Source organism: Amycolatopsis sp. NPDC043887 (genome assembly GCF_056435665.1).
In genome coordinates, this window is sequence record NZ_JBWKEB010000015.1 from 131,351 (window position 1) to 148,876 (window position 17,526).

Below are 17,526 nucleotides of genomic sequence, written 5' to 3' on the forward strand. Positions count from 1 at the left end.
TATCTGGAGACACGGATACGGAGCCCGGCCGGTTCACCTCCGGAGGAAGAAAAGTTTCACCCGTGCACTCGGGCGATCGCGGCGACGATCTCGTCACGCAGCCCGGCACCGACCGCGATGGTGGCCGCCGAACGCACCGTGTGGTCGCCGCCGTCGGTGTCGACGACCACTCCCCCGGCCTCCCGTACCAGCAGGACACCTGCCATCGTGTCCCACGGCTGGTTGGAGAGGATGACGCTCGCGTCGAGTTTGCCGTCCGCGACCCAGGCCAGGTCGATCGCCGCGGAGCCGAGGAAGCGGACCCGCTGCACGCGGCCGCCGAGTTCGGCGAGCAGCGCCATCCGGACGCGGTTCTTGGCCTCCGCCCCCTCGCCGACCGCGAAGTCGCCGATACTCACGATCGCGTCGGACAGCTCCGTCGCTTTCGACGCCTCAAGACGCTCTTCGTCCGCGTACGCGCCTTGTCCCTCGACAGCGGTGTAGGTGACGTCGAGGAACGGCAGGGAGATCGCCGCGACCGTGCTCTTGAGACCGTCGACGAGCCCGAGCGAAACGCCGCACAGCGGGATGCCGCGCGCGAAGTTCGCCGTGCCGTCGACCGGGTCGAGCGCCCACCAGAGGTCCTTGTCGCCCTGATGCCCGCGTTCCTCGCCGAGGATGCCGATCTCCGGCGTCTCGCGGGCGAGGAATTCGCGGACGGCGTCCTCGACGGCGAGGTCGACGTCGGTCACCATATCGCGATCACCTTTGGCGGCAACGGAAAACGACGTCATCGAGCGGATGATCCCGGTCGCCTTGGCGACGGCCTCGCGGGCCACGGACAACAATGCGGCGTGGTCGGTCATATGGGTACCGTAGCCGGAATGGACCTGTTCCCGACGGCCACGACGGCCGACGAGCGCATCCGCGGCGCCGAGGTCGCGGTGCTGCCCGTCGGCAGTTTCGAACAGCACGGAGCGCACCTCCCGCTCGCCACCGACGCCCTGATCGCGACGACGATCGCCGGCGCCCTCGCCGCGGCGTACCCGGTGCTGCGGCTCCCGCCGATCACGATCGGCTGTTCACACGAACACGCGGACTGGGCGGGCACGGTCAGCATTTCGGCCGCGACCCTGTACGCCGTGGTGAACGACGTCGCGGCCTCCCTGCGCCGTTCCGGCGTACCGAAACTGGTGCTGGTGAACGCGCACGGCGGCAACTACGTCCTGTCCAACGTGGTCCAGGAGTCGACGACCCCGATGGCGCTCTTCCCCGGTGTCGAAGGCTGGCAGGCGGCGCACGAAGCGGCCGGACTGGAGACTTCGCTGGACAGCGACATGCACGCGGGGGAACTGGAGACCTCCCTTCTGCTGCACGCACACCCGGCGCTGGTCCGGCCCGGTTTCACCGAGGCGGATCACCTCGCCGACGACAGGCGGCACCTGCTGACGGTGGGCCTGCGCCCGTATTCGGATTCCGGGGTGGTCGGGCGGCCTTCGCTGGCGACGGCGGAGAAGGGACGGCTGGTGCTGGAGTCACTGGTGGAGAACTTCGGGGACACTCTGGCCGCGCTCGGCTGACTCGATCATGTCCAGATGCGGCAGGAAGTGGTGCATCCGCTCCTGTTTCGTCCGCAGGTACCGCAGGTTCTCGTCGTTCGGCGTGACCAGCAGCGGCACCCGCTCGCTGATCCGCACCCCGTGCTGTTTCAGCTGGTCGACCTTCTCCGGGTTGTTGGACAGCAGCCGCACCGACCGCACCCCGAGGTCGTTCAGGATCTCCGCCGCGGCACGGTAGTCGCGCGCGTCCACCGGCAGCCCCAGCGCGATGTTCGCCTCGACGGTGTCGAGACCTTCGTCCTGCAGACGCATCGCCTTCAGCTTCGCGAGCAGGCCGATTCCGCGTCCTTCGTGGCCTTGGGCGTACACGAGGATTCCGGCCCCCTCGTCGACGATCGCTTGCAGCGCGGCGGCCAGCTGGTCGCCGCATTCGCAGTGCATCGAGCTGAAGACGTCTCCGGTGAGACATTCCGAATGGACCCGCGCCAGCGTGCCGAAGGTCGCGACGTCGCCGTGCACCAGCGCCATCTGTTCGGTGCCGTCTGCGTCCAGGTACCCATACGCGCGGAAGACGCCGTATCGGGTGGGCAGTCTGGTCTCCACGACCCTCTCGACGGTCATCGGGTTTCTCCTGTCTGTTCGGTGACTCCTGACGGAACGCACGAGCAGGACGCCCGCACCGGGAAGGCTGGAGAAGAGCGCGAGCACGCCGTAGACGACGGCCACGGTGACGCCCTGCGCCGAACCGAGCCCCGCCGCGCCGAACAGCAGCGCACAAACCCCTTCGCGCGGGCCCCAGCCGCCGATGTTCAGCGGCAGGCCCATCGCGAGCAGGGCGAGGATCATCAACGGCAGCAGGTCGCCGACCGGCGCGGTGATCCCGGCCACGCGCGCGGCGACGACGAACAGCGCGAGATGCCCGGCCAGGGTGGCGGCCGAAAGCAGGCTCACGCCGGGCCAGGTCTCCTTGGTCAGCAGACCGAGCCGGACGTCGGCGAGGGTGACGGCGAACCCGCGGCGCCATTTCGATCCACTGTGGATCCACCGCTTCCCCGCCGTCATCCCGGTGACGATCAGGGTGAGGGCGAGGGCGACGACCACGATCCCGGCGCCCGTGACGACTCCGCCGATCGGCGGCGGCACCACGGAAGACGCGCTCAGCACGACGGCGACCGAAGCTCCGATGACCGCGATCTGCCCGGCCGTGCGTTCCAGCACCACCGCGCGGACGCCGCGCGGGACGTCACCGGCTTCGCGGCCGTGCCGCACGGCCCGGTTGACGTCGCCGAGGACGCCCGCGGGCAGGACACCGTTGAGGAACAACGCGCGGTAGTACTCGCCGACCGCGCTCGGCAGCGACAACCGCAGACTGAGCCGCCGCGCGACCAGGCACCAGCGCCAGGCACTGAAAACCGTGGTGGCGAAACCGATCCCAAGCGCGGCGGCGATCCCGACGGCGTCGACCTCGCGCAGCCCGTCCAGGAACGCGCCCGTGCCCAGCTGCCAGACGAGCACTCCGAGGATGCCGAGCGCACCCAGGATCCGAAGCCACGGCCAGCACCGTTTCACGCAGGCACCACCAGGAGGTCTTCGTGCTGGATCACCGCGTCCAGCTCGCCCGCCGCGCACTGCGCGAGCCGCCACCGCAGGTAGACGTCCGCCTCCGGCGCCAGCTCCGGCCGCTGCTCGCAGGCGGCGCCGACCCAGCCGGTGAGCCATTCCGCGGTCAGCGCGGCCTGGTCGGCCCCGAGCCGCCACGGGCTGGGAGCACGCCGCACGGTGGCGCCGAGCCGTTCGAAGACGCCGAAGGCGACGTCCACCGCGTCCGGTCCGAGCAGCCACCGGCCGTCGGTCACGCGGCGCTGGTGCGCGTTGAAGGCGTCGGAGATCTCGATGTCGAACTTGTCCTTGGGCGACAGCACCACCCGGCCCGAAACGCTCAACGTGAACAGGACCGCGCAGCCCGCTTCGACGCAGGCCTCCGCCAGCCGGGACATCTCATCGGCGGTGAGCAGGTCGAGCAGCGCCGACGCCGCCACGAGCGAGGTCCCGGCGAGGTCCTCCGCACGTAACTCGGTGATGTCACGCTCTTCGGTGACGACAGTGACCTCGCTTCCGTCCAAAGCGTGTTCCGGACGGCTGGTACGCGACAGCGCGTGAGTGAGCAGGTCGGTGTCGCGGTCGTGCAGGATCCAGCGCTGGCGGCCGGGCAGCCGCACCGCCAGCCAGCGGCCGAGCGAACCGGTGCCACAGCCGAGATCCCGGATGACGGCTCCGTCCGGCCCGTCCTGCCCGCGCAGGAACGCGCGCACCGGTTCGATCAGCTCGGTCGCGCGGGCGGCGGCGTCGGCGTCCTCACGCAACTGAAGCCAGCTGGGAGCGAACTTGGTCATGCCGCCGTCCTTTCGCTCAGCAGAACGGCGGCGACACCGCGGGCCGTCTCGTCCCACTCCGTCAGCGTCTCGCGGCGAAGGCGGGCGGAGGCGCGAAGACGATCACGCAGTTCAGGTTCGGTGAGCCAGCGGCGAAGGGCCGTGGCCAGCGCGTTGACGTCCTCACCGGGGACGAGCATGCCGGGCACGCTGCCGTCGGACGCCTGGCCGAGGGTGTCCGGCAGCGCGTCGACCGCGGTCGTCAGCACGGGAACGCCGTGTGCGAGCGCCTCGGTGACGACCATGCCGTAGGTCTCCGCGCGCGACGGCAGCACGAGAAGATCCGCGGCCGCGTACGTCGCTTCGAGCGCTTCGCCGGATCGCGGGCCGGCAAGGGTGAACCGATCGCCGAGCGTATGTCGCCGCAGGCGTTCGACGTAGCGGGTCTCGCGGGGAATGGCACCGACGCATTCACAGGTCCACGGTAGATCTTTGAGCGACTTCAACGCGTCCGCTAGCGTGCCCTGTCCTTTGCGCGGAGTCACGTTGGCGACGCAGACCAGCCGCGTGCCGTCCAGGCTCCCGGAAGCGACTTCGGCCTTGTCCACCCCGGGCGGCACCACGTGCACGCGATGCGGGGCAAGGTCGTGGTGCTCGATCAGCCGTCGCGCGGCCCAAGCGCTGGTCACGACCACGGCCTCGGCCGCGCTGAGCGTCTCCCGTTCCAGCCGGTCCAACTCGGCGGCGAGCGAAGGCGACAGACCCGTCTCGTCGGCCAGCGGGAGATGCACCAGCACCGCGATCGACAGCCGCCGCGCGGACGGCCCGATCACGTCCGGCACCCCGCAAGCGACCAGCCCGTCGAGCAGGACGGGCGAACCGTCGGGCAGTTCGGCGAGTTTGCGCGCCAGCAGGGTGCGTGCCTCGGTGTCGGGCCGCGGCCAGTTCCCGCGCACGGCGATCTCGTGGACCTCCACCCCCATCGCGGCGAGGCCGTCGCACAGCCGCCGGTCGTAGACGTTGCCGCCGCTGGGCGCGTCCACGTCGTCGATGTCGTTCGGCAGGACGAAAGGAAGCCCGGTCACAGCGCACGCTCGTAACTCGCCCAGGCGGTGTGGGATTCGTGCAGCGAGACGGTGAGCCCCTCGAGTCCGCGCGCCCCCTCGCCGAGCGCTCCGGTGTGGACGCGGTCGGCGAGCCTGTCCGCGATGACCTTGGCGAGGAACTCGGTCGAGGTGTTGACCCCGGCGAACTCGGGCACGTCGTCGAGGTTGCGGTAGTTCAGGTCGGCGAGTACCGCTTTGAGCTCTTCGGTCGCCTTGCCGATGTCGACGACGATGTTGTCGGCGTCCAGTTCGGACCGGCGGAACGTCGCGTCCACCAGGAAGGTCGCCCCGTGCAGCCGCTGCGCGGGGCCGAAGACCTCGCCGTGAAAGCTGTGGGCCACCATGATGTGGTCGCGGACGGTGATACTGAACAACGGACCTCCCGGATCGAGCCCTTAACGCGTGTCCTCCATCTGATAGGTCACACGGAGGCAGAGCGTTCTCGGTTCATTCGCGGCCAGACGCGGCAAGACGTCCGGTAGTTCATGGAACAGACAGTGCCCGCTGACCAGCACTTCGAATCCTGGATCGGCCAGAAGGCGCAGGGCGAGCGCCAAGCGGGCGGCGTAGTCCCGGTTCAGGCGGCGAGACGGCGAAACCATGCCGACCTGGCTGGAGCGGATCGTCAGCCGCCGGGAATGGAAGTTCTCGCCGAGCGGGACACTGACGCGGCGGTCGCCGTACCAGCTCAGCTCGATGACCTCGCCCTCCGGCGCGAGCAGCTCCAGCGAGCGCGCGAGCCCCGCCTCGCTCGCGCTGGCGTGCACGACGAGGTCGCAGTCGCCCAGCGCGTCCTCCGGTGTCGAGAAGTCGACACCGAGCGCCTCGGCGATCTTCGCGCGCTCCGGGTCCACGTCGATCAGCTGGACCCTGGTCGCCGGGAAACCGGCGACCAGTTTCGCGACACTGCTCCCCACCATCCCGGCGCCGACCACGGCGATCCGGTCGCCGAGTTTCGGCGACGCGTCCCAGACGGCGTTGACCGCGGTCTCGATCGTCCCCGCGAGGATCGCGCGCTCCGGCGGGACCTCGCGCGGCACCGGCGTCACGGCCGACGCCGGGACGACGTAACGCGTCTGGTGCGGGTAGAGGCAGAAAACGACTTGACCGACCAGGTCTTCCGGACCACGTTCGACCACGCCGACATTGAGGTATCCGTACTTCACGGGCCCCGGGAAGTCGCCCTCCTGGAACGGCGCGCGCATGGCGGCGCGTTGACTCGGTGGGACCTCGCCGCGGAAGACGAGCGTCTCGGTGCCCCGGCTCACGCCCGTGTACAGGGTGCGGACCAGTACTTCCCCGTCGCCGACCGGAGGGAGCGAGACCGGCCTGATCTCACCGTCGCCGGAACCACTGAACCAGAAGGCGCGTTCCATCGTGTCCTCTCATGTCGGACCCTGGAAACGGGGTCACCGCCACCCTAACGAGGAGGCCTCGTGATCAACCCCGGAGTTTTCCTGGGGGTCCTCGTCCAGCTGGCGCTGCTGGGGACACTGGACGCCGTCTTCGGACTGGGCCCGCCGGGCTGGCTCGCCGGAGCGGCCTACGGCCTCGCCGTGGGCGGATTCCTGACCTACGGCCTGAACCGGAGCACCGCGCGCTCCCTCGGCCCGGCCGACGCCGTCACGCTCGGCCGGTCCGGGCTGGTCGGCTGCGTGACCGCGCTCGTCGTCGACACCGCGGGCCGGGAGATCGTCGCGATGGTCGTCCTCGCGTCGGTCGCGCTCGTCCTGGACGCCGTCGACGGCCAGGTCGCGCGCCGCACCGGGACGGCGTCCCCGCTCGGCGCGCGGTTCGACATGGAGGTCGACGCGTATCTGATCCTGATCCTGAGCGTGGTCGTGGCGCAGTCGCTCGGCCCGTGGGTGCTCACGATCGGCGCGATGCGCTACGTGTTCGTCGCCGCGAGCAGGCTTTGGCCGTGGCTGAACGCGCCGCTTCCGCCGAGCATGGCGCGCAAGACGGTCGCGGCGGTCCAGGGCATCGTGCTGGTCGTGGCGGCGTCGGCGATCCTGCCGCTCTGGGCCGGTTTCGTGGTCACGCTGGGCGCGCTGGCGCTGCTGGCGTGGTCGTTCGGACGCGACACGTGGTGGCTGCTGGAGCAACACGCCTTCACCGCCGCGCCCGCGTGATCACGCGTACTGCGCTTCGCCGTCCCCGATCGACCAGTTGACCGGATCGGTCTCGGTGATCATCACGAGCACGTTCCGCGGCTCGGTCCCCGAGTACTCCTCGGCGAGCTCCGCGATCCGCCGGTACAGCGACTTCTTCTGCTCGTCGGTGCGCCCCGGCCGCATCGTGATCGAGACGAACACGACCCCTTCGTCGCGGTGGATCCCCAGGTAGTCGTCGTATTTCAGGATGCTCTGGCCGTTGAGGACCTGGAAACGGTCGTCGGCCGGGATACCGAGCGTCTCGACCATCGCGTCGTGGACGGCGTTGCCGAGGGCTTCGAGCTTGCCGGTCCCGATGGCGTCGATACGGACGAGGGGCATGTCAGTTCTCCTTGGTGGCGAGCAGGCCGAGGGCGCCGTCGACGGCTTTCGCGAACACTTCCGGGGAGCCTGCCGCGCGGGCGAGGATGTAGCCGCCCTGCAGCACCGCGACCAGCGCGGTCGCCGTGGCGAGCGGATCGAGTCCGGCGTCGAGTTCACCGGCCGTGCGGCCCTCGTCGAGCAACTCGGCGAGGCGACCGGTGAGCCAGCCGAAGAACTCTTCGACCGGCTTGCGCAGATCCGCGTCGGCCATCACGTCGGGATCCTGGGCGAGCCTGCCGACCGGGCAACCCTTGAGCACGGCGCGTTCGCGGCGCAGGTAGACGGTGACACGCTCGACGACCGAGCCGGGCGCGGAGAACTCAGCCTCCGCCCTGGCACGCAGATCGTCGGCACTGCGGGCGAGCGCGGCGAGCGCGAGTTCGGACTTGCCCTGGAAGTGGTGGTACATGCTGCCCTGGCCGGCGCCGGAGCGTTCCTGGATCGCCTTCGGGCTGGTGCCGACGTAGCCGCGCTCCCACAGGAGCTCACGAGTGCTCTCGATGAGCCTTTCCCTCTTGTCCACGACCAGACCGTACATACTAGTAGGTACAGTGAGCAAGCCGGAGGCGGGAGAGCAAGGGACCTTTGCTACCACTTTCGCGCTTATCCGCAGGTCAGCGCCCACATTCCGCAGTCAGCAGACTAACTGCGCCCCACGAGAGACCCGCCGGTCCGTGAAGGCCTCCTTCCCTACCCTCAAAGTAGGGAAGGAGGCCTTCACGGACCGCCAGATCACCACATGCACCCCAGTGACCCCAAGCCTCACACCCAAAGCGCGCGAAGGCCCCTTCCCTCGGCTGAGCCGAGGGAAGGGGCCTTCACGCAGGAAGTCCAAGCCGCAACCAGTCGACTGAACGCGCCACATCCTCAGGACCGCGAGTCCTGCCCGAACCGTTCCCACGCCCGGTCCCAGGCCGCCCACCGCGCCCGGTTCAGCAGGTGCCGAGCGACCAGATACCCCGCGGCAAGCAGCGCCACCACGGCCAGCCACACCCCCACCCCGACGCCGATCCCCGTACTGGTCGCGTCCATCGGCAGCACCGGCGGCTCGACCACGGCGCCGGCCTCGTCGAGCCACACCGTCACCGCGTCCCCCGCCGAAGCGCCGAGGTCGGCGGCGACCGGCGCCTCCTGGAAGCCCCCATCCGGCAACGCCCACCGCGCCGCCACCGAAGCCGTCTCCGCGGAAGGCGTCCCGTCGACGCCGATACGCGCCGGCGGCGCGTCCTCGAGCAGGAAAGCGGTCGTCGAGTGACGCGAAGCCGTCTCAAGAGCCGAGCGCGCCGTCATGGTCGCGTAGGTCTCCGAACCGGCCGCCGCGGCCAGCGGTACACCGAGCAGCGCCGCCACGAGGCCGCCGACGAGGATCGCCGCCTCGATCCGGTCGGGGATCCGCGCCAGCGGGTTCCGGCCGAGATGGATCCGGCGCCACAGGAACACGAGCCACACGACGGCCTCCTTCACCGGTCCCCACCGACAAGACTGCGCCGGAAAGAACCGGAGCACCAGGAGGCTTTGGTCCCGTCAGCGGCTCTCACCCAGGACCACGTACGCGGCGGCCGCCCGGTTCATCGCACGACGTGTTCGTACGCGCGCTTCAGGTCCTCGACCCGGCCCGGCGGCGCGACCAGCGGCCCTTTCGCCCAATCGCAGCCGAGTTCGTGCAAGACCTGCAGCTGTCGCGCGGTTTCGACCCCTTCGGCGACCACCACGAGGTCGACGGCGTGCGCCATCGCCATGATCCCGGCGACGATCGGCTCGGCGTCGCTCGACCTGCCGAGATCGGCCACGAACGACCGGTCGATCTCGATCACGTTCAGATCGAGCCGGCACAGCTGGGCGAGCGAGGAATACCCGGCGCCGAACCGTTCCGCGGTCACCCGCACCCCGGTCTTCCGCAGCGCGTCGACCGCGTCGGCCGCGTCCTTCAGCGCCGTCTCGTCGACGTCGAGGCTCAGGTCCCGCGGCCCCAGCCCCGCTGCTTCCAGGGTTGTCTGGACCACTTGCAGCAAGGTGGGATCGCCCAGTTGGCGGACCGAAAGACTCACATTCACATTACAGTGCACACCATGATCGGCACGCCATCGAGAGATCTCGCGGGCGGCCTTGGCGAGGACCTCCGCCCCGATGACCGTCAAAAGATCGCCGTCGTCGGCGATCTCGGCCAATTCCGCCGGATCGATCGGTCCACGCTCCGGGTGAGCCCAACAGGACTTCGCCTTCACCGCGACGATGTCACCGGTCCGCAAATCGACGACGGGCTGATAAACGGTCTCGACCAGGCCTTCGGCGACGGCGTTGCGCAGATCCTGTTCCAGCGCGAAACGGTCTTGGACTCGTTTCCGCATGATCGGCGCATAGAACGCATATCGCCCCGGCCCGAATGTCTTGGCCTGATACATCGCCAAATCGGCGTCTTCCAGCAATTCGTCGGCACTGCGCCGATCACCAGGTTTGGCGATCACTATTCCAATACTCGTATTTATATGCAGTTCGCGGCCGTGCACGGTGAGCGATTCGGCGAGCCGCCGCTGGAGGTGGTCGGCCAGTGCCCGCACCTCGGCGGCTTCGGTATAACCGGTGGTGATGACCAGGAACTCGTCCCCGCCGAGCCGTCCGACCAGGTCCGAAGGTCCGGCGGCGGCGCGCAGCCGGTCGCCGATGATGCGCAGCACCTGGTCGCCGACGGTATGACCGAGCGAATCGTTGATGATCTTGAACTTGTCGAGGTCGATGAACATCACGGTGGTCGTATGCGCCGGATCGGCGTTCGTGCGGCGCAGGTGGTTCAGCGCGAGCGTGCGGTTCGCGAGCCTGGTCAGCGGATCATGGGTGGCCTCGTAGGCCAGCCGTTCGCTGATCGCCCGCCGCTCGGTGATGTCGGCGAAGGACGTCAGCACGGAGGGCACGCTCTGCCCCGGCGCCATCAGCGGACCGGAGGTCAGCGAAAGCCATCGGTGCGCGCCGTCCCGCCGCCGCACCTGCACGACCCGCCCGGTGTCGACCTTCCCGGAACGCCGCACCCGCGCAGACGGCAGATCGTCGACGGGTACCGGGATGCCGTGCTCGTCGTACAGCCGCAACGTCCGGCTCTCCAAGCCGACCAGGGAACCCGGCGGCACCCCGGCGATGCGGTGCGCCGCGGAGTTCGCCAGTTCGATCCGGCCGCCGGGGCCGACCAGCAGCACTCCCTCGTCGAGGGTCTCGACGACGGTGGCGAATTCGGCCTCGGCCCGGCGCTGCGCGGTCTCGTCGGCGCACAGCAGCACGTAACCGTCGAACATCTCGGCCGCGGAGACCCGCACCGCCAGCGCCGTGCCGTCGGCGCTGTAATGCGTGGCCTGCACGACACCGCCCGATGCGACGACCTGCCGCGGGCTCATCGGCGCGCCGACGACCTCGGCCACCGGAACCCCGATGACCTGGTCGAGATCATGGCCGTAGACGGCCTCGGCCGCCGGATTCCAGCTCGTCACCAGCCCGTCGGGAGAGGTCGCGATGATCGCATCGCTCGCGTGGCCGACCAGCGCGGCCTGAAACCGCAGACCGGCCTCGGCCGCCTTCTGCGTGGTCAGGTCGCGCATGATCACCTGGTACGCGGGCTTGCCCTCCCATGTCGTGAGCACCGCCTGCGATTCGACGGTGACACGCCTGCCCTGCAGGGTCCGCAGGGTCATCTCCGTCGGCTCGCTGAACGAGCCGGGCGAGACCAGCGAGCCGATCCGCGCCAGCAGCGCGTCCTGCGAGCCGACGTCGACCAGATCGGTGATGTGCATCCCGATGATCTCGGTCGACACCTTCGCGCCCACGAACCGCATCGTGGCCGAGTTCACGAAGACGACTTTGCCCCGCTGATGGACACAGATCCCGTAAGGGCTCGCCTCCACCATCGTGAGATATTGCGTTCCCAATGCGCCGCCATCGGAATTTTGCTCCAAAAGGCGGTACCCCTGACCGAGAAAGGCGAGCGCGGGTTCGCCACGCTGATCCCTCTCGGCGGACAACTCGGTCAGCAGACGGACGAGCGACGCGTGCCGGTCGGGTTTCCCCACCGTGCGGGTCGCGGTGCCGTTCGCTGGCGAGGAATCCTGATCCGAGGGCCGGTGGGTGTCGGGAGTCCCACCGTCGAGATCGTCAGGATCCATCTGATCCAAACCCCCTACTCGACTGATGTAGCTTCCGATTAGATCACTAAATCGACGTAGCCGTCCTCCCCGGACAGCTGATCGGCGCGGCTATTCCACCCCAGCGTTGACTGAATGTAGTTGAAGGGAAACACGTGCGGAGCAAAACAGACATCTGCGGCATCGGCGCCGTAACCGCCTACGGCTGGGGGCGCGAATCGCTGTGGGAGGGCCTGGCGAGCGGCGTCCCCTGTGCCCAATTCGCCGACGGCTTCGGGGAAACCCCGGATCAGCCGGGTTGGGTCGCCCACGTCCCCCAGGGCGGACGGGACAGGGACGGCAGCCTGCACGCGCGGGCCCTGCTCGCCGCGGCGCGGGAAGCGATCGAAGACGCCGGGGCGCGAGGCTGGACGCCAGGGCGCCGGGTCGGCGTCATCTCCGGCGGCGTCCGCGAGGACCTGCGCACCTGGGACCGGCTCACCGAGATGGGCGAGCAGCTCATGTACCGGCGTGAATTCATCGGCATGATGCCCTCGACCCCGATCGCCACCCTCATGGCGGAGTTCGGTTTCCACGGCCCTTCCATGGCCACGTCCGCGATGTGCGCGACCGGCAGCGCCGCGGTGCTCACCGCGAAGATGTGGCTGGACGCCGGCATGGCCGACGACGTGGTCGTGGTCACCACGGATCTGTCCGCGACCAGGCCGATGGTGCGCAACTTCGTGCACTGCGGGGTGGCGATCACCGACGTGCCCCCGCTCGAGGCGTGCCGTCCTTTCCAAGAGGGCACAAGGGGTTTCACCTTCTCCGAGGCCGCGGTCGCGGTGGTGCTGACCCAGCGGAAGACCGAGTCGTACGCGACGCTGCGAGGCGGCGCCATGACCCACGAGGCGCACAACGCGATGGCTCTCGACCCCGATCCGACGAACGCGGTCGCGGCGGTGACCGGGGCGCTGGAGAACGCGAACGCCGCGCCGTCCGACGTCCGTTACCTGAACGCGCACGGGACGGGCACGAAACTCTGCCACCGCACGGAATCCCAGATCCTCGAAGCGGTCTTCCCCAAGGAGACCGAGATCTACTCGATCAAACCGCTGACCGGGCACAGCCAGTCGGGCAGCGCGCTGACCGAGATCGCGGCGATCTGCCTCGCGGCGGAGCGGGACCTGGTCCCGGCGCCGAAACCGGTGGCGGCAGGGCATTCGCAGCTGATGGACGGGCCGTCCCGCCCGGAAAGCGGTCTCACCGTCAAGACGTCGATCGGGATGGGCGGTTACGTCGCGGCTGTCGTACTGGAGACCGCCTAGCGAGCAATTCGATAACACACGGTCTCAACGTCGTCACGAACCGTCATTTCCGGTGCTCGGATGGTCAATACTTCCCAGTAGCGACAACGCACCGAGCACGGAGGCGACCATGAGCCCGCGAACGGCGACCGACAACCTCGTCCACAACTACCTGTTCTTGCGGCGTGCCATAGGTTTCCTCGGGATCGGGCTGCCCTTCGTGCTGGTCTTCGGGACAATGGTCGTCGACGGCGGCGGCCTGCTCAACTCGATCAGCGGGTACTACTACTCGGGAATGCGGGACGTCTGGGTCGGTGTCATGTGCGCCATCGGCGTCTTCCTGTTGTCCTATCGGGGTTACGGCCGGGTCGACGACATCGCCGGCAACATCGCGGCCGTGGCCGCCGTCGGGGTGGCGCTCTTCCCCACGACACCGGCGAACGGCGACCGTACGGACGAGATCGTCGGTTTGCTGCACCTCGGCTTCGCCGCGGTCTTCTTCCTCACCTTGGCGTTCTTCTGCATCGTGCTGTTCACCAAGTCGGACAAGGAGATCCCGGGTGCCCGCAAACCCGCACGGAACCAGCTGTACGTCGCGTCCGGCGTGATCATGCTGGTGTGCCTGGCGTTGATCGTGCTGAGCGGGCTGGTCTTCGACGACCTGACGAAGGATCTCTACCCGGCGCTGTGGCTGGAGTCGGTCGCGATCCTCGCGTTCGGTGTCGCGTGGCTCACCAAGGGCGGGACGCTGCTGCCGGACAAGCCGGTGGCAGCGGGGACCCGGGTGACCGCCTGACCTGCGCCGGTGAAGGTAAAGGAACCTTTGCCATCGGCCGGGTCGTTGAGGCCTTATGACCGATCGCATCGCACTCCGCCTCGGCCGCCGCGACCTGCTGGTGGTCGCGGGGATTCCCGGGGCCGGCAAGACCACCCTGCTGTCCCGGGCGGCGACCGGCGCCCTACCGGTGCTCGACTCCGATCAGGTCCGCGCGCGGCTGCGCGAACGGCTGCCGCCCGCGCTGCCGTACCGGTTCTACCGGCCGGTGGTCCACCTGTGGCATCGCGCGCGGGTCGTCCGGTTCGCACTGGCCGACGGGGGACCGCTCATCGTGCACGAGCCCTCGACCCGCGCGACGACCCGCGGGCTGCTGGCCCTGCTCGGCCTGGTGAGCCGCCGCCCGGTCCGGTTGCTGTGGCTCGACGTCAACCCGGAGGACGCCCGCGCGGGCCAAGTCGCGCGCGGGCGCGTCATCCGGCGGCACTCGTTCGCCCGCCACGTCAAGAGGGCCGAGAAGGTGCGCCGTGCCCTACGCGACGGCTGGGTGCCGTCAGGCTGGCACGGCGCGCGGATGGTGACCCGCGAGGTCACCGGGGCGCTGCGCTTCGTCACCGAGGAGGAGCCGGGGAGAGACCGCTCAGGCGACATCCGGCTCCTTCGCGTCGAGCGGCCCGCGGCACCCGCCGTCCGCGCCGGCTAGCGGTTCCGGCTCGGGGTTCGTCCGCGGGCACGGGACGGTTCGGGTGCGGGTTCATCGGCGTCCAGCGGATGCGTACCGGCATCGTCGTTCGTCCTTTCCACTCCGCGAAGCCCTCTGCACCGGGATACGGACGCGACGAGCGATCGGTTCAGATCCCCACGTAGTTCTCGGCGAAGAAGTCTTGGTGCGCGCGGGAAACCCGCAGGCTTTCCAGCCGCGCGTCCCGCAAAGCTCGCTGGAAGACGGCCTCGTCGTCGTATCCGGCTGGGCCGTGCAGAAGGTTGATCATCCAGAGGGAGAACTCCTGCGCGCGCCAGATCCGCGGCAGGCAATCGGCGGAATAGCGCTCGAGTGCCGCCGTGTCGCTCTCGGTGTGGGCCTTGATCAACGCGTGCGCGAGGATCTCGGCCTCCATCAAGGCCAGATTCGCGCCCTTGGCCGCGGCGGGGCTGATCAGGCTCGCCGCGTCCCCCGCGAGGAACAGGTTCCCCCGCTGGATCGTGTCCATCACCCGCGACGCCATGTCCACGATCCGGCGCTCGATGATGGCGCCGCGTTTGAGCTCGCCGTAGCGGTCGGCCCGCATCCGCAGGTGCAGTTCGTCCCAGATTCGGTCGTCTCCCCAGTTCTCCGGATCCTCGCCACGCGATACTTCGAGGTAATAGCGCGTCACCGTCGACGTCCTGGCCATATGCCCGGCGAATCCGCGTTCGTGGATCGCGTAGCCGATCGCGGACATACTCGGCGGCGCCTCGGCGAGGATCGCGAGCCACGAGATGTCGTGGTCACGCCGGAAGACCCGGGCGGGCACGGATCTCAGCGAGATCCCGCGCCTGCCGTCGCAACCGGCGATGTACTTGGCACGCAAGAGAAGATCGTCGGCGATCACCGTCGCGTCCATCCCCGACACCGAGGCGACCTCGGTGTCGAACCTGATCTCCCCGCCGCGGGCGAGGAACTCCGCGATCAGATCGGTGACCAGGAACTGCTGCGGATAGACGGTGTGCACCTCGCCGTTCCCGAGTTCGCCGTACTTGAGCTCGAATTCGGCCTGATCATGACGAAAGGCGCAGGTGTCGTGACTCAGGCCTTTCTCGAGCAGCCCCTCGGCGAGCCCGTTCTCGGTGAGCACACGGACGCTGTTCGCGGCGAGAAACCCCGCCCTGGCCCGGTTTTCGACATGGTCACGGCTCCGGCGCTCGAGGATCATGCAGTCGATTCCGGCGGCGCGTAACAGGTTTCCCAGCACGAGCCCCGCCGGACCGGCCCCCACGATCACCACGTCGGCATCGATCTTTCCCACGAAAGCCCCCAGTACCTTCGCCCGCCCCCAGTGCGGTCCAAGGTACACAAAACGCCGTGGCGTCGTGGGCGTTCAGTCCTCCTGGGCGCGCGCCCTCGCCCTGCGTTTCCCTTCGTGCATCGCCACGACGCGGGCGATCGGGATCGTGTGCCCTTGCTCGACGAGGCCGGCGGGCAGTGTCTGCGGCTCCGGCATCGCCTCGGCCCACGGATCTTCGTCCCCCAGGAGACCCGGCGCCGTGTGGACGGTGAAATCGGCGGGGACCACGTTTTCGAGCTCGTCCCAGGCCACCGGGAACGACACCGTCAGCCCCGGCCGCAACCGGGGGCTGTACGCCGCCGCGACCGTGTTCCCGCCCGCCCGGGTCGAATCGAGGAACACCTTCCCTTCGCGGTCTTCCACGATGTACGCGGTCGTCGCGACCGCCGGGTCGACCTGCTCCGCGCGGGCGGCGAGGGCGCGGGTCGCGGCCGCGACGTCTTCGAACCCTTGTCCCGGCGTCAGCGGGACGAAGATGTGCACACCCTTGGAACCACTGGTCTTCACCGCTCCGGCGAGCCCGGAGTCGGCGAGGGCCTGCCGCACCAGCATCGCGGCCTTCACGACGTGGGCGAAATCGTCTCCGGCGGGCGGGTCGAGGTCCAGCACCAGATGGGTCGGACCCGCGTCGGCGTCCACGGTCATCAGGGTCGGGTGGTATTCGACGGCGCGCTGGTTCGCGAACCACAGCAGCGTCCGGCGGTCGTCGCAGAGCGCGTACGACACCTGCCGTTTCGACCTCTCGGCCCACATTCCGTGCCGTTTGACCCAGCCGGGCGTGTATTTGGGCAGGTTCTTCTGCATGAACGGGTCCTGGCCGCGAAGGATGCGGATGACCGAAAGCGGCCTGTTCTCCAGAACCGGGAGAATGCGGCCCGCGACGGCGTCCAGATAATCCACCAGGTCGCGTTTGGTCGCACCCTCGAACAACGGCTGGTCGAGGTTGGTCAGCTTGACGCCGTCACGCTCCTCATCGCTCATGAGGTGAGCGTGGCACAAAAAATCTCGTGAGTGGTAGTGACGGCGTCACTACCACTCACGAGAGTCGGCACCTAGCCGATGTTGGCGTCGATGCAGGCGTAGAAGGCGTTCGCCGTGTCGTAGACGTTCCAGCGGGCGAGGATCTTGTGCCGCCCGCTCTGCTGCAGGTTCACGCTGTGGGTGACCGTGGCACCCGGCTGCGCGCCACCGTCGTTGAAGCTGGCGACCTTGGCGCCGTCGACGAAGTACTCCCAAGTGCTGGTGCGGTGGCGAGCCGTCAGCGTCCACCGGAACGTGGTGGTACGGCCGAGGGAATGCACCTTCCAGCCCTTGCTGTCGTCGTTGAGGTCCGCGAAACGGCCGACACCGCCGTTACAGCTCATGAGACCCTTGGGGCCCTCGACACTTTGCGGCTCCCATTTGATGGAGCCACAGGAAACGGTGTTCTGCGCGCACTGCGCCTGCCTGCTCGCAGGCGAGGAAACGTAACCGTGCGCGTTGGCGGTGCCCGCCGGGATCGCGACCAGAGCCGCCGGCACCATCGCCGCACCTGCCGCCAGGGTCAAAAGCCGTCGTTTGAAGCTCATGCCTACCCCTTTCCCATCTCTACACCCACCGCGGACTCGAGATTCCTGGGTCACAGCGAGCGAAATACCAATGAAGGTCGGGACACATCCGCCGAAGCGCCGAACAGGCGAATGTGGTCTAGACCATAATTGGTTCAGACGACTCGGTCAAGAGTAACCAACCGGGCACTTGGAG

Annotated in this window: 18 protein-coding genes; 5 read left to right on the forward strand and 13 right to left on the reverse strand. The window is 68.8% G+C overall.

Annotated features, from left to right (window positions below):
• Nucleotides 1–56: 56 nt before the first annotated feature.
• Complete coding sequence (locus AC069H_RS33315; protein WP_478226813.1) at nt 57–845, reverse strand: inositol monophosphatase family protein; 789 nt, start codon at nt 843–845, stop codon at nt 57–59.
• A gap of 18 nt (nt 846–863) precedes the next feature.
• Between AC069H_RS33315 and AC069H_RS33320 the strand changes: the two genes are divergently transcribed.
• Nucleotides 864–1,559: a creatininase family protein gene (locus tag AC069H_RS33320; protein ID WP_478234976.1), complete on the forward strand. Its 696-nt coding sequence runs from the start codon at nt 864–866 to the stop codon at nt 1,557–1,559.
• On the opposite strand, the gene ribA is transcribed toward AC069H_RS33320, so the two are convergent.
• Genes ribA through AC069H_RS33345 form a run of 5 tightly spaced genes read right to left on the reverse strand, consistent with a single transcriptional unit; the run spans nt 1,515 to nt 6,392 of the window.
• Nucleotides 1,515–3,107, reverse strand: a complete 1,593-nt coding sequence (ribA, locus tag AC069H_RS33325) for a GTP cyclohydrolase II (protein ID WP_478234977.1) — start codon at nt 3,105–3,107, stop codon at nt 1,515–1,517. The genes AC069H_RS33320 and ribA overlap by 45 nt on opposite strands.
• On the reverse strand, nt 3,104–3,931 hold the full coding sequence (locus AC069H_RS33330) for an SAM-dependent methyltransferase (protein ID WP_478234978.1): 828 nt from the start codon (nt 3,929–3,931) through the stop codon (nt 3,104–3,106). The genes ribA and AC069H_RS33330 overlap by 4 nt, the downstream gene beginning before the upstream one ends.
• Nucleotides 3,928–4,995 carry a glycosyltransferase family 4 protein gene (locus AC069H_RS33335; RefSeq protein WP_478234979.1) on the reverse strand — a complete coding sequence of 356 codons (1,068 nt, stop codon included), beginning with the start codon at nt 4,993–4,995 and terminating at the stop codon, nt 3,928–3,930. Before AC069H_RS33335 ends, AC069H_RS33330 begins: the two co-directional genes overlap by 4 nt.
• Nucleotides 4,992–5,390 (reverse strand): 6-pyruvoyl trahydropterin synthase family protein, encoded by a 399-nt coding sequence (locus AC069H_RS33340; protein ID WP_478234980.1) that lies wholly within the window; start codon nt 5,388–5,390, stop codon nt 4,992–4,994. Before AC069H_RS33340 ends, AC069H_RS33335 begins: the two co-directional genes overlap by 4 nt.
• Nucleotides 5,391–5,411: 21 nt before the next feature.
• Nucleotides 5,412–6,392, reverse strand: a complete 981-nt coding sequence (locus tag AC069H_RS33345; protein ID WP_478234981.1) for a zinc-dependent alcohol dehydrogenase — start codon at nt 6,390–6,392, stop codon at nt 5,412–5,414.
• A gap of 60 nt (nt 6,393–6,452) precedes the next feature.
• Between AC069H_RS33345 and AC069H_RS33350 the strand changes: the two genes are divergently transcribed.
• On the forward strand, nt 6,453–7,148 hold the full coding sequence (locus AC069H_RS33350; protein ID WP_478234982.1) for a CDP-alcohol phosphatidyltransferase family protein: 696 nt from the start codon (nt 6,453–6,455) through the stop codon (nt 7,146–7,148).
• Here AC069H_RS33350 and AC069H_RS33355 read toward each other — a convergent pair whose 3' ends face one another.
• The 4 genes from AC069H_RS33355 to AC069H_RS33370 form a co-directional block, all read right to left on the reverse strand.
• Complete coding sequence (locus AC069H_RS33355; protein WP_478234983.1) at nt 7,149–7,511, reverse strand: tautomerase family protein; 363 nt, start codon at nt 7,509–7,511, stop codon at nt 7,149–7,151.
• Nucleotide 7,512: 1 nt separating this feature from the next.
• Nucleotides 7,513–8,076, reverse strand: coding sequence for a TetR/AcrR family transcriptional regulator (locus AC069H_RS33360; RefSeq protein WP_478234984.1), 564 nt, complete (start codon nt 8,074–8,076; stop codon nt 7,513–7,515).
• Nucleotides 8,077–8,420: 344 nt separating this feature from the next.
• Nucleotides 8,421–9,002 carry an Rv1733c family protein gene (locus tag AC069H_RS33365; protein ID WP_478234985.1) on the reverse strand — a complete coding sequence of 194 codons (582 nt, stop codon included), beginning with the start codon at nt 9,000–9,002 and terminating at the stop codon, nt 8,421–8,423.
• 119 nt (nt 9,003–9,121) lie between these two features.
• Nucleotides 9,122–11,698 (reverse strand): sensor domain-containing protein, encoded by a 2,577-nt coding sequence (locus tag AC069H_RS33370; protein ID WP_478234986.1) that lies wholly within the window; start codon nt 11,696–11,698, stop codon nt 9,122–9,124.
• Nucleotides 11,699–11,832: 134 nt separating this feature from the next.
• On the opposite strand from AC069H_RS33370, the gene AC069H_RS33375 reads away from it, so the two are divergent.
• The 3 genes from AC069H_RS33375 (at nt 11,833) to AC069H_RS33385 (ending at nt 14,441) form a co-directional block, all read left to right on the forward strand.
• Nucleotides 11,833–12,984 carry a beta-ketoacyl synthase N-terminal-like domain-containing protein gene (locus AC069H_RS33375; protein ID WP_478234987.1) on the forward strand — a complete coding sequence of 384 codons (1,152 nt, stop codon included), beginning with the start codon at nt 11,833–11,835 and terminating at the stop codon, nt 12,982–12,984.
• 109 nt (nt 12,985–13,093) lie between these two features.
• On the forward strand, nt 13,094–13,759 hold the full coding sequence (locus tag AC069H_RS33380; RefSeq protein ID WP_478226801.1) for a DUF998 domain-containing protein: 666 nt from the start codon (nt 13,094–13,096) through the stop codon (nt 13,757–13,759).
• A 55-nt stretch (nt 13,760–13,814) separates the two neighbouring features.
• On the forward strand, nt 13,815–14,441 hold the full coding sequence (locus tag AC069H_RS33385) for an AAA family ATPase (protein WP_478234988.1): 627 nt from the start codon (nt 13,815–13,817) through the stop codon (nt 14,439–14,441).
• A gap of 148 nt (nt 14,442–14,589) precedes the next feature.
• Here the strand turns inward: AC069H_RS33385 and AC069H_RS33390 are convergent, their stop codons facing one another.
• From AC069H_RS33390 to AC069H_RS33400, 3 genes are all read right to left on the reverse strand, one after another.
• On the reverse strand, nt 14,590–15,744 hold the full coding sequence (locus AC069H_RS33390; protein ID WP_478234989.1) for a 4-hydroxybenzoate 3-monooxygenase: 1,155 nt from the start codon (nt 15,742–15,744) through the stop codon (nt 14,590–14,592).
• A 72-nt stretch (nt 15,745–15,816) separates the two neighbouring features.
• On the reverse strand, nt 15,817–16,764 hold the full coding sequence (locus AC069H_RS33395; protein ID WP_478234990.1) for a DNA polymerase domain-containing protein: 948 nt from the start codon (nt 16,762–16,764) through the stop codon (nt 15,817–15,819).
• 71 nt (nt 16,765–16,835) lie between these two features.
• Nucleotides 16,836–17,351 (reverse strand): lytic polysaccharide monooxygenase auxiliary activity family 9 protein, encoded by a 516-nt coding sequence (locus AC069H_RS33400; protein ID WP_340684235.1) that lies wholly within the window; start codon nt 17,349–17,351, stop codon nt 16,836–16,838.
• Between the last annotated feature and the right edge of the window lie 175 nt (nt 17,352–17,526).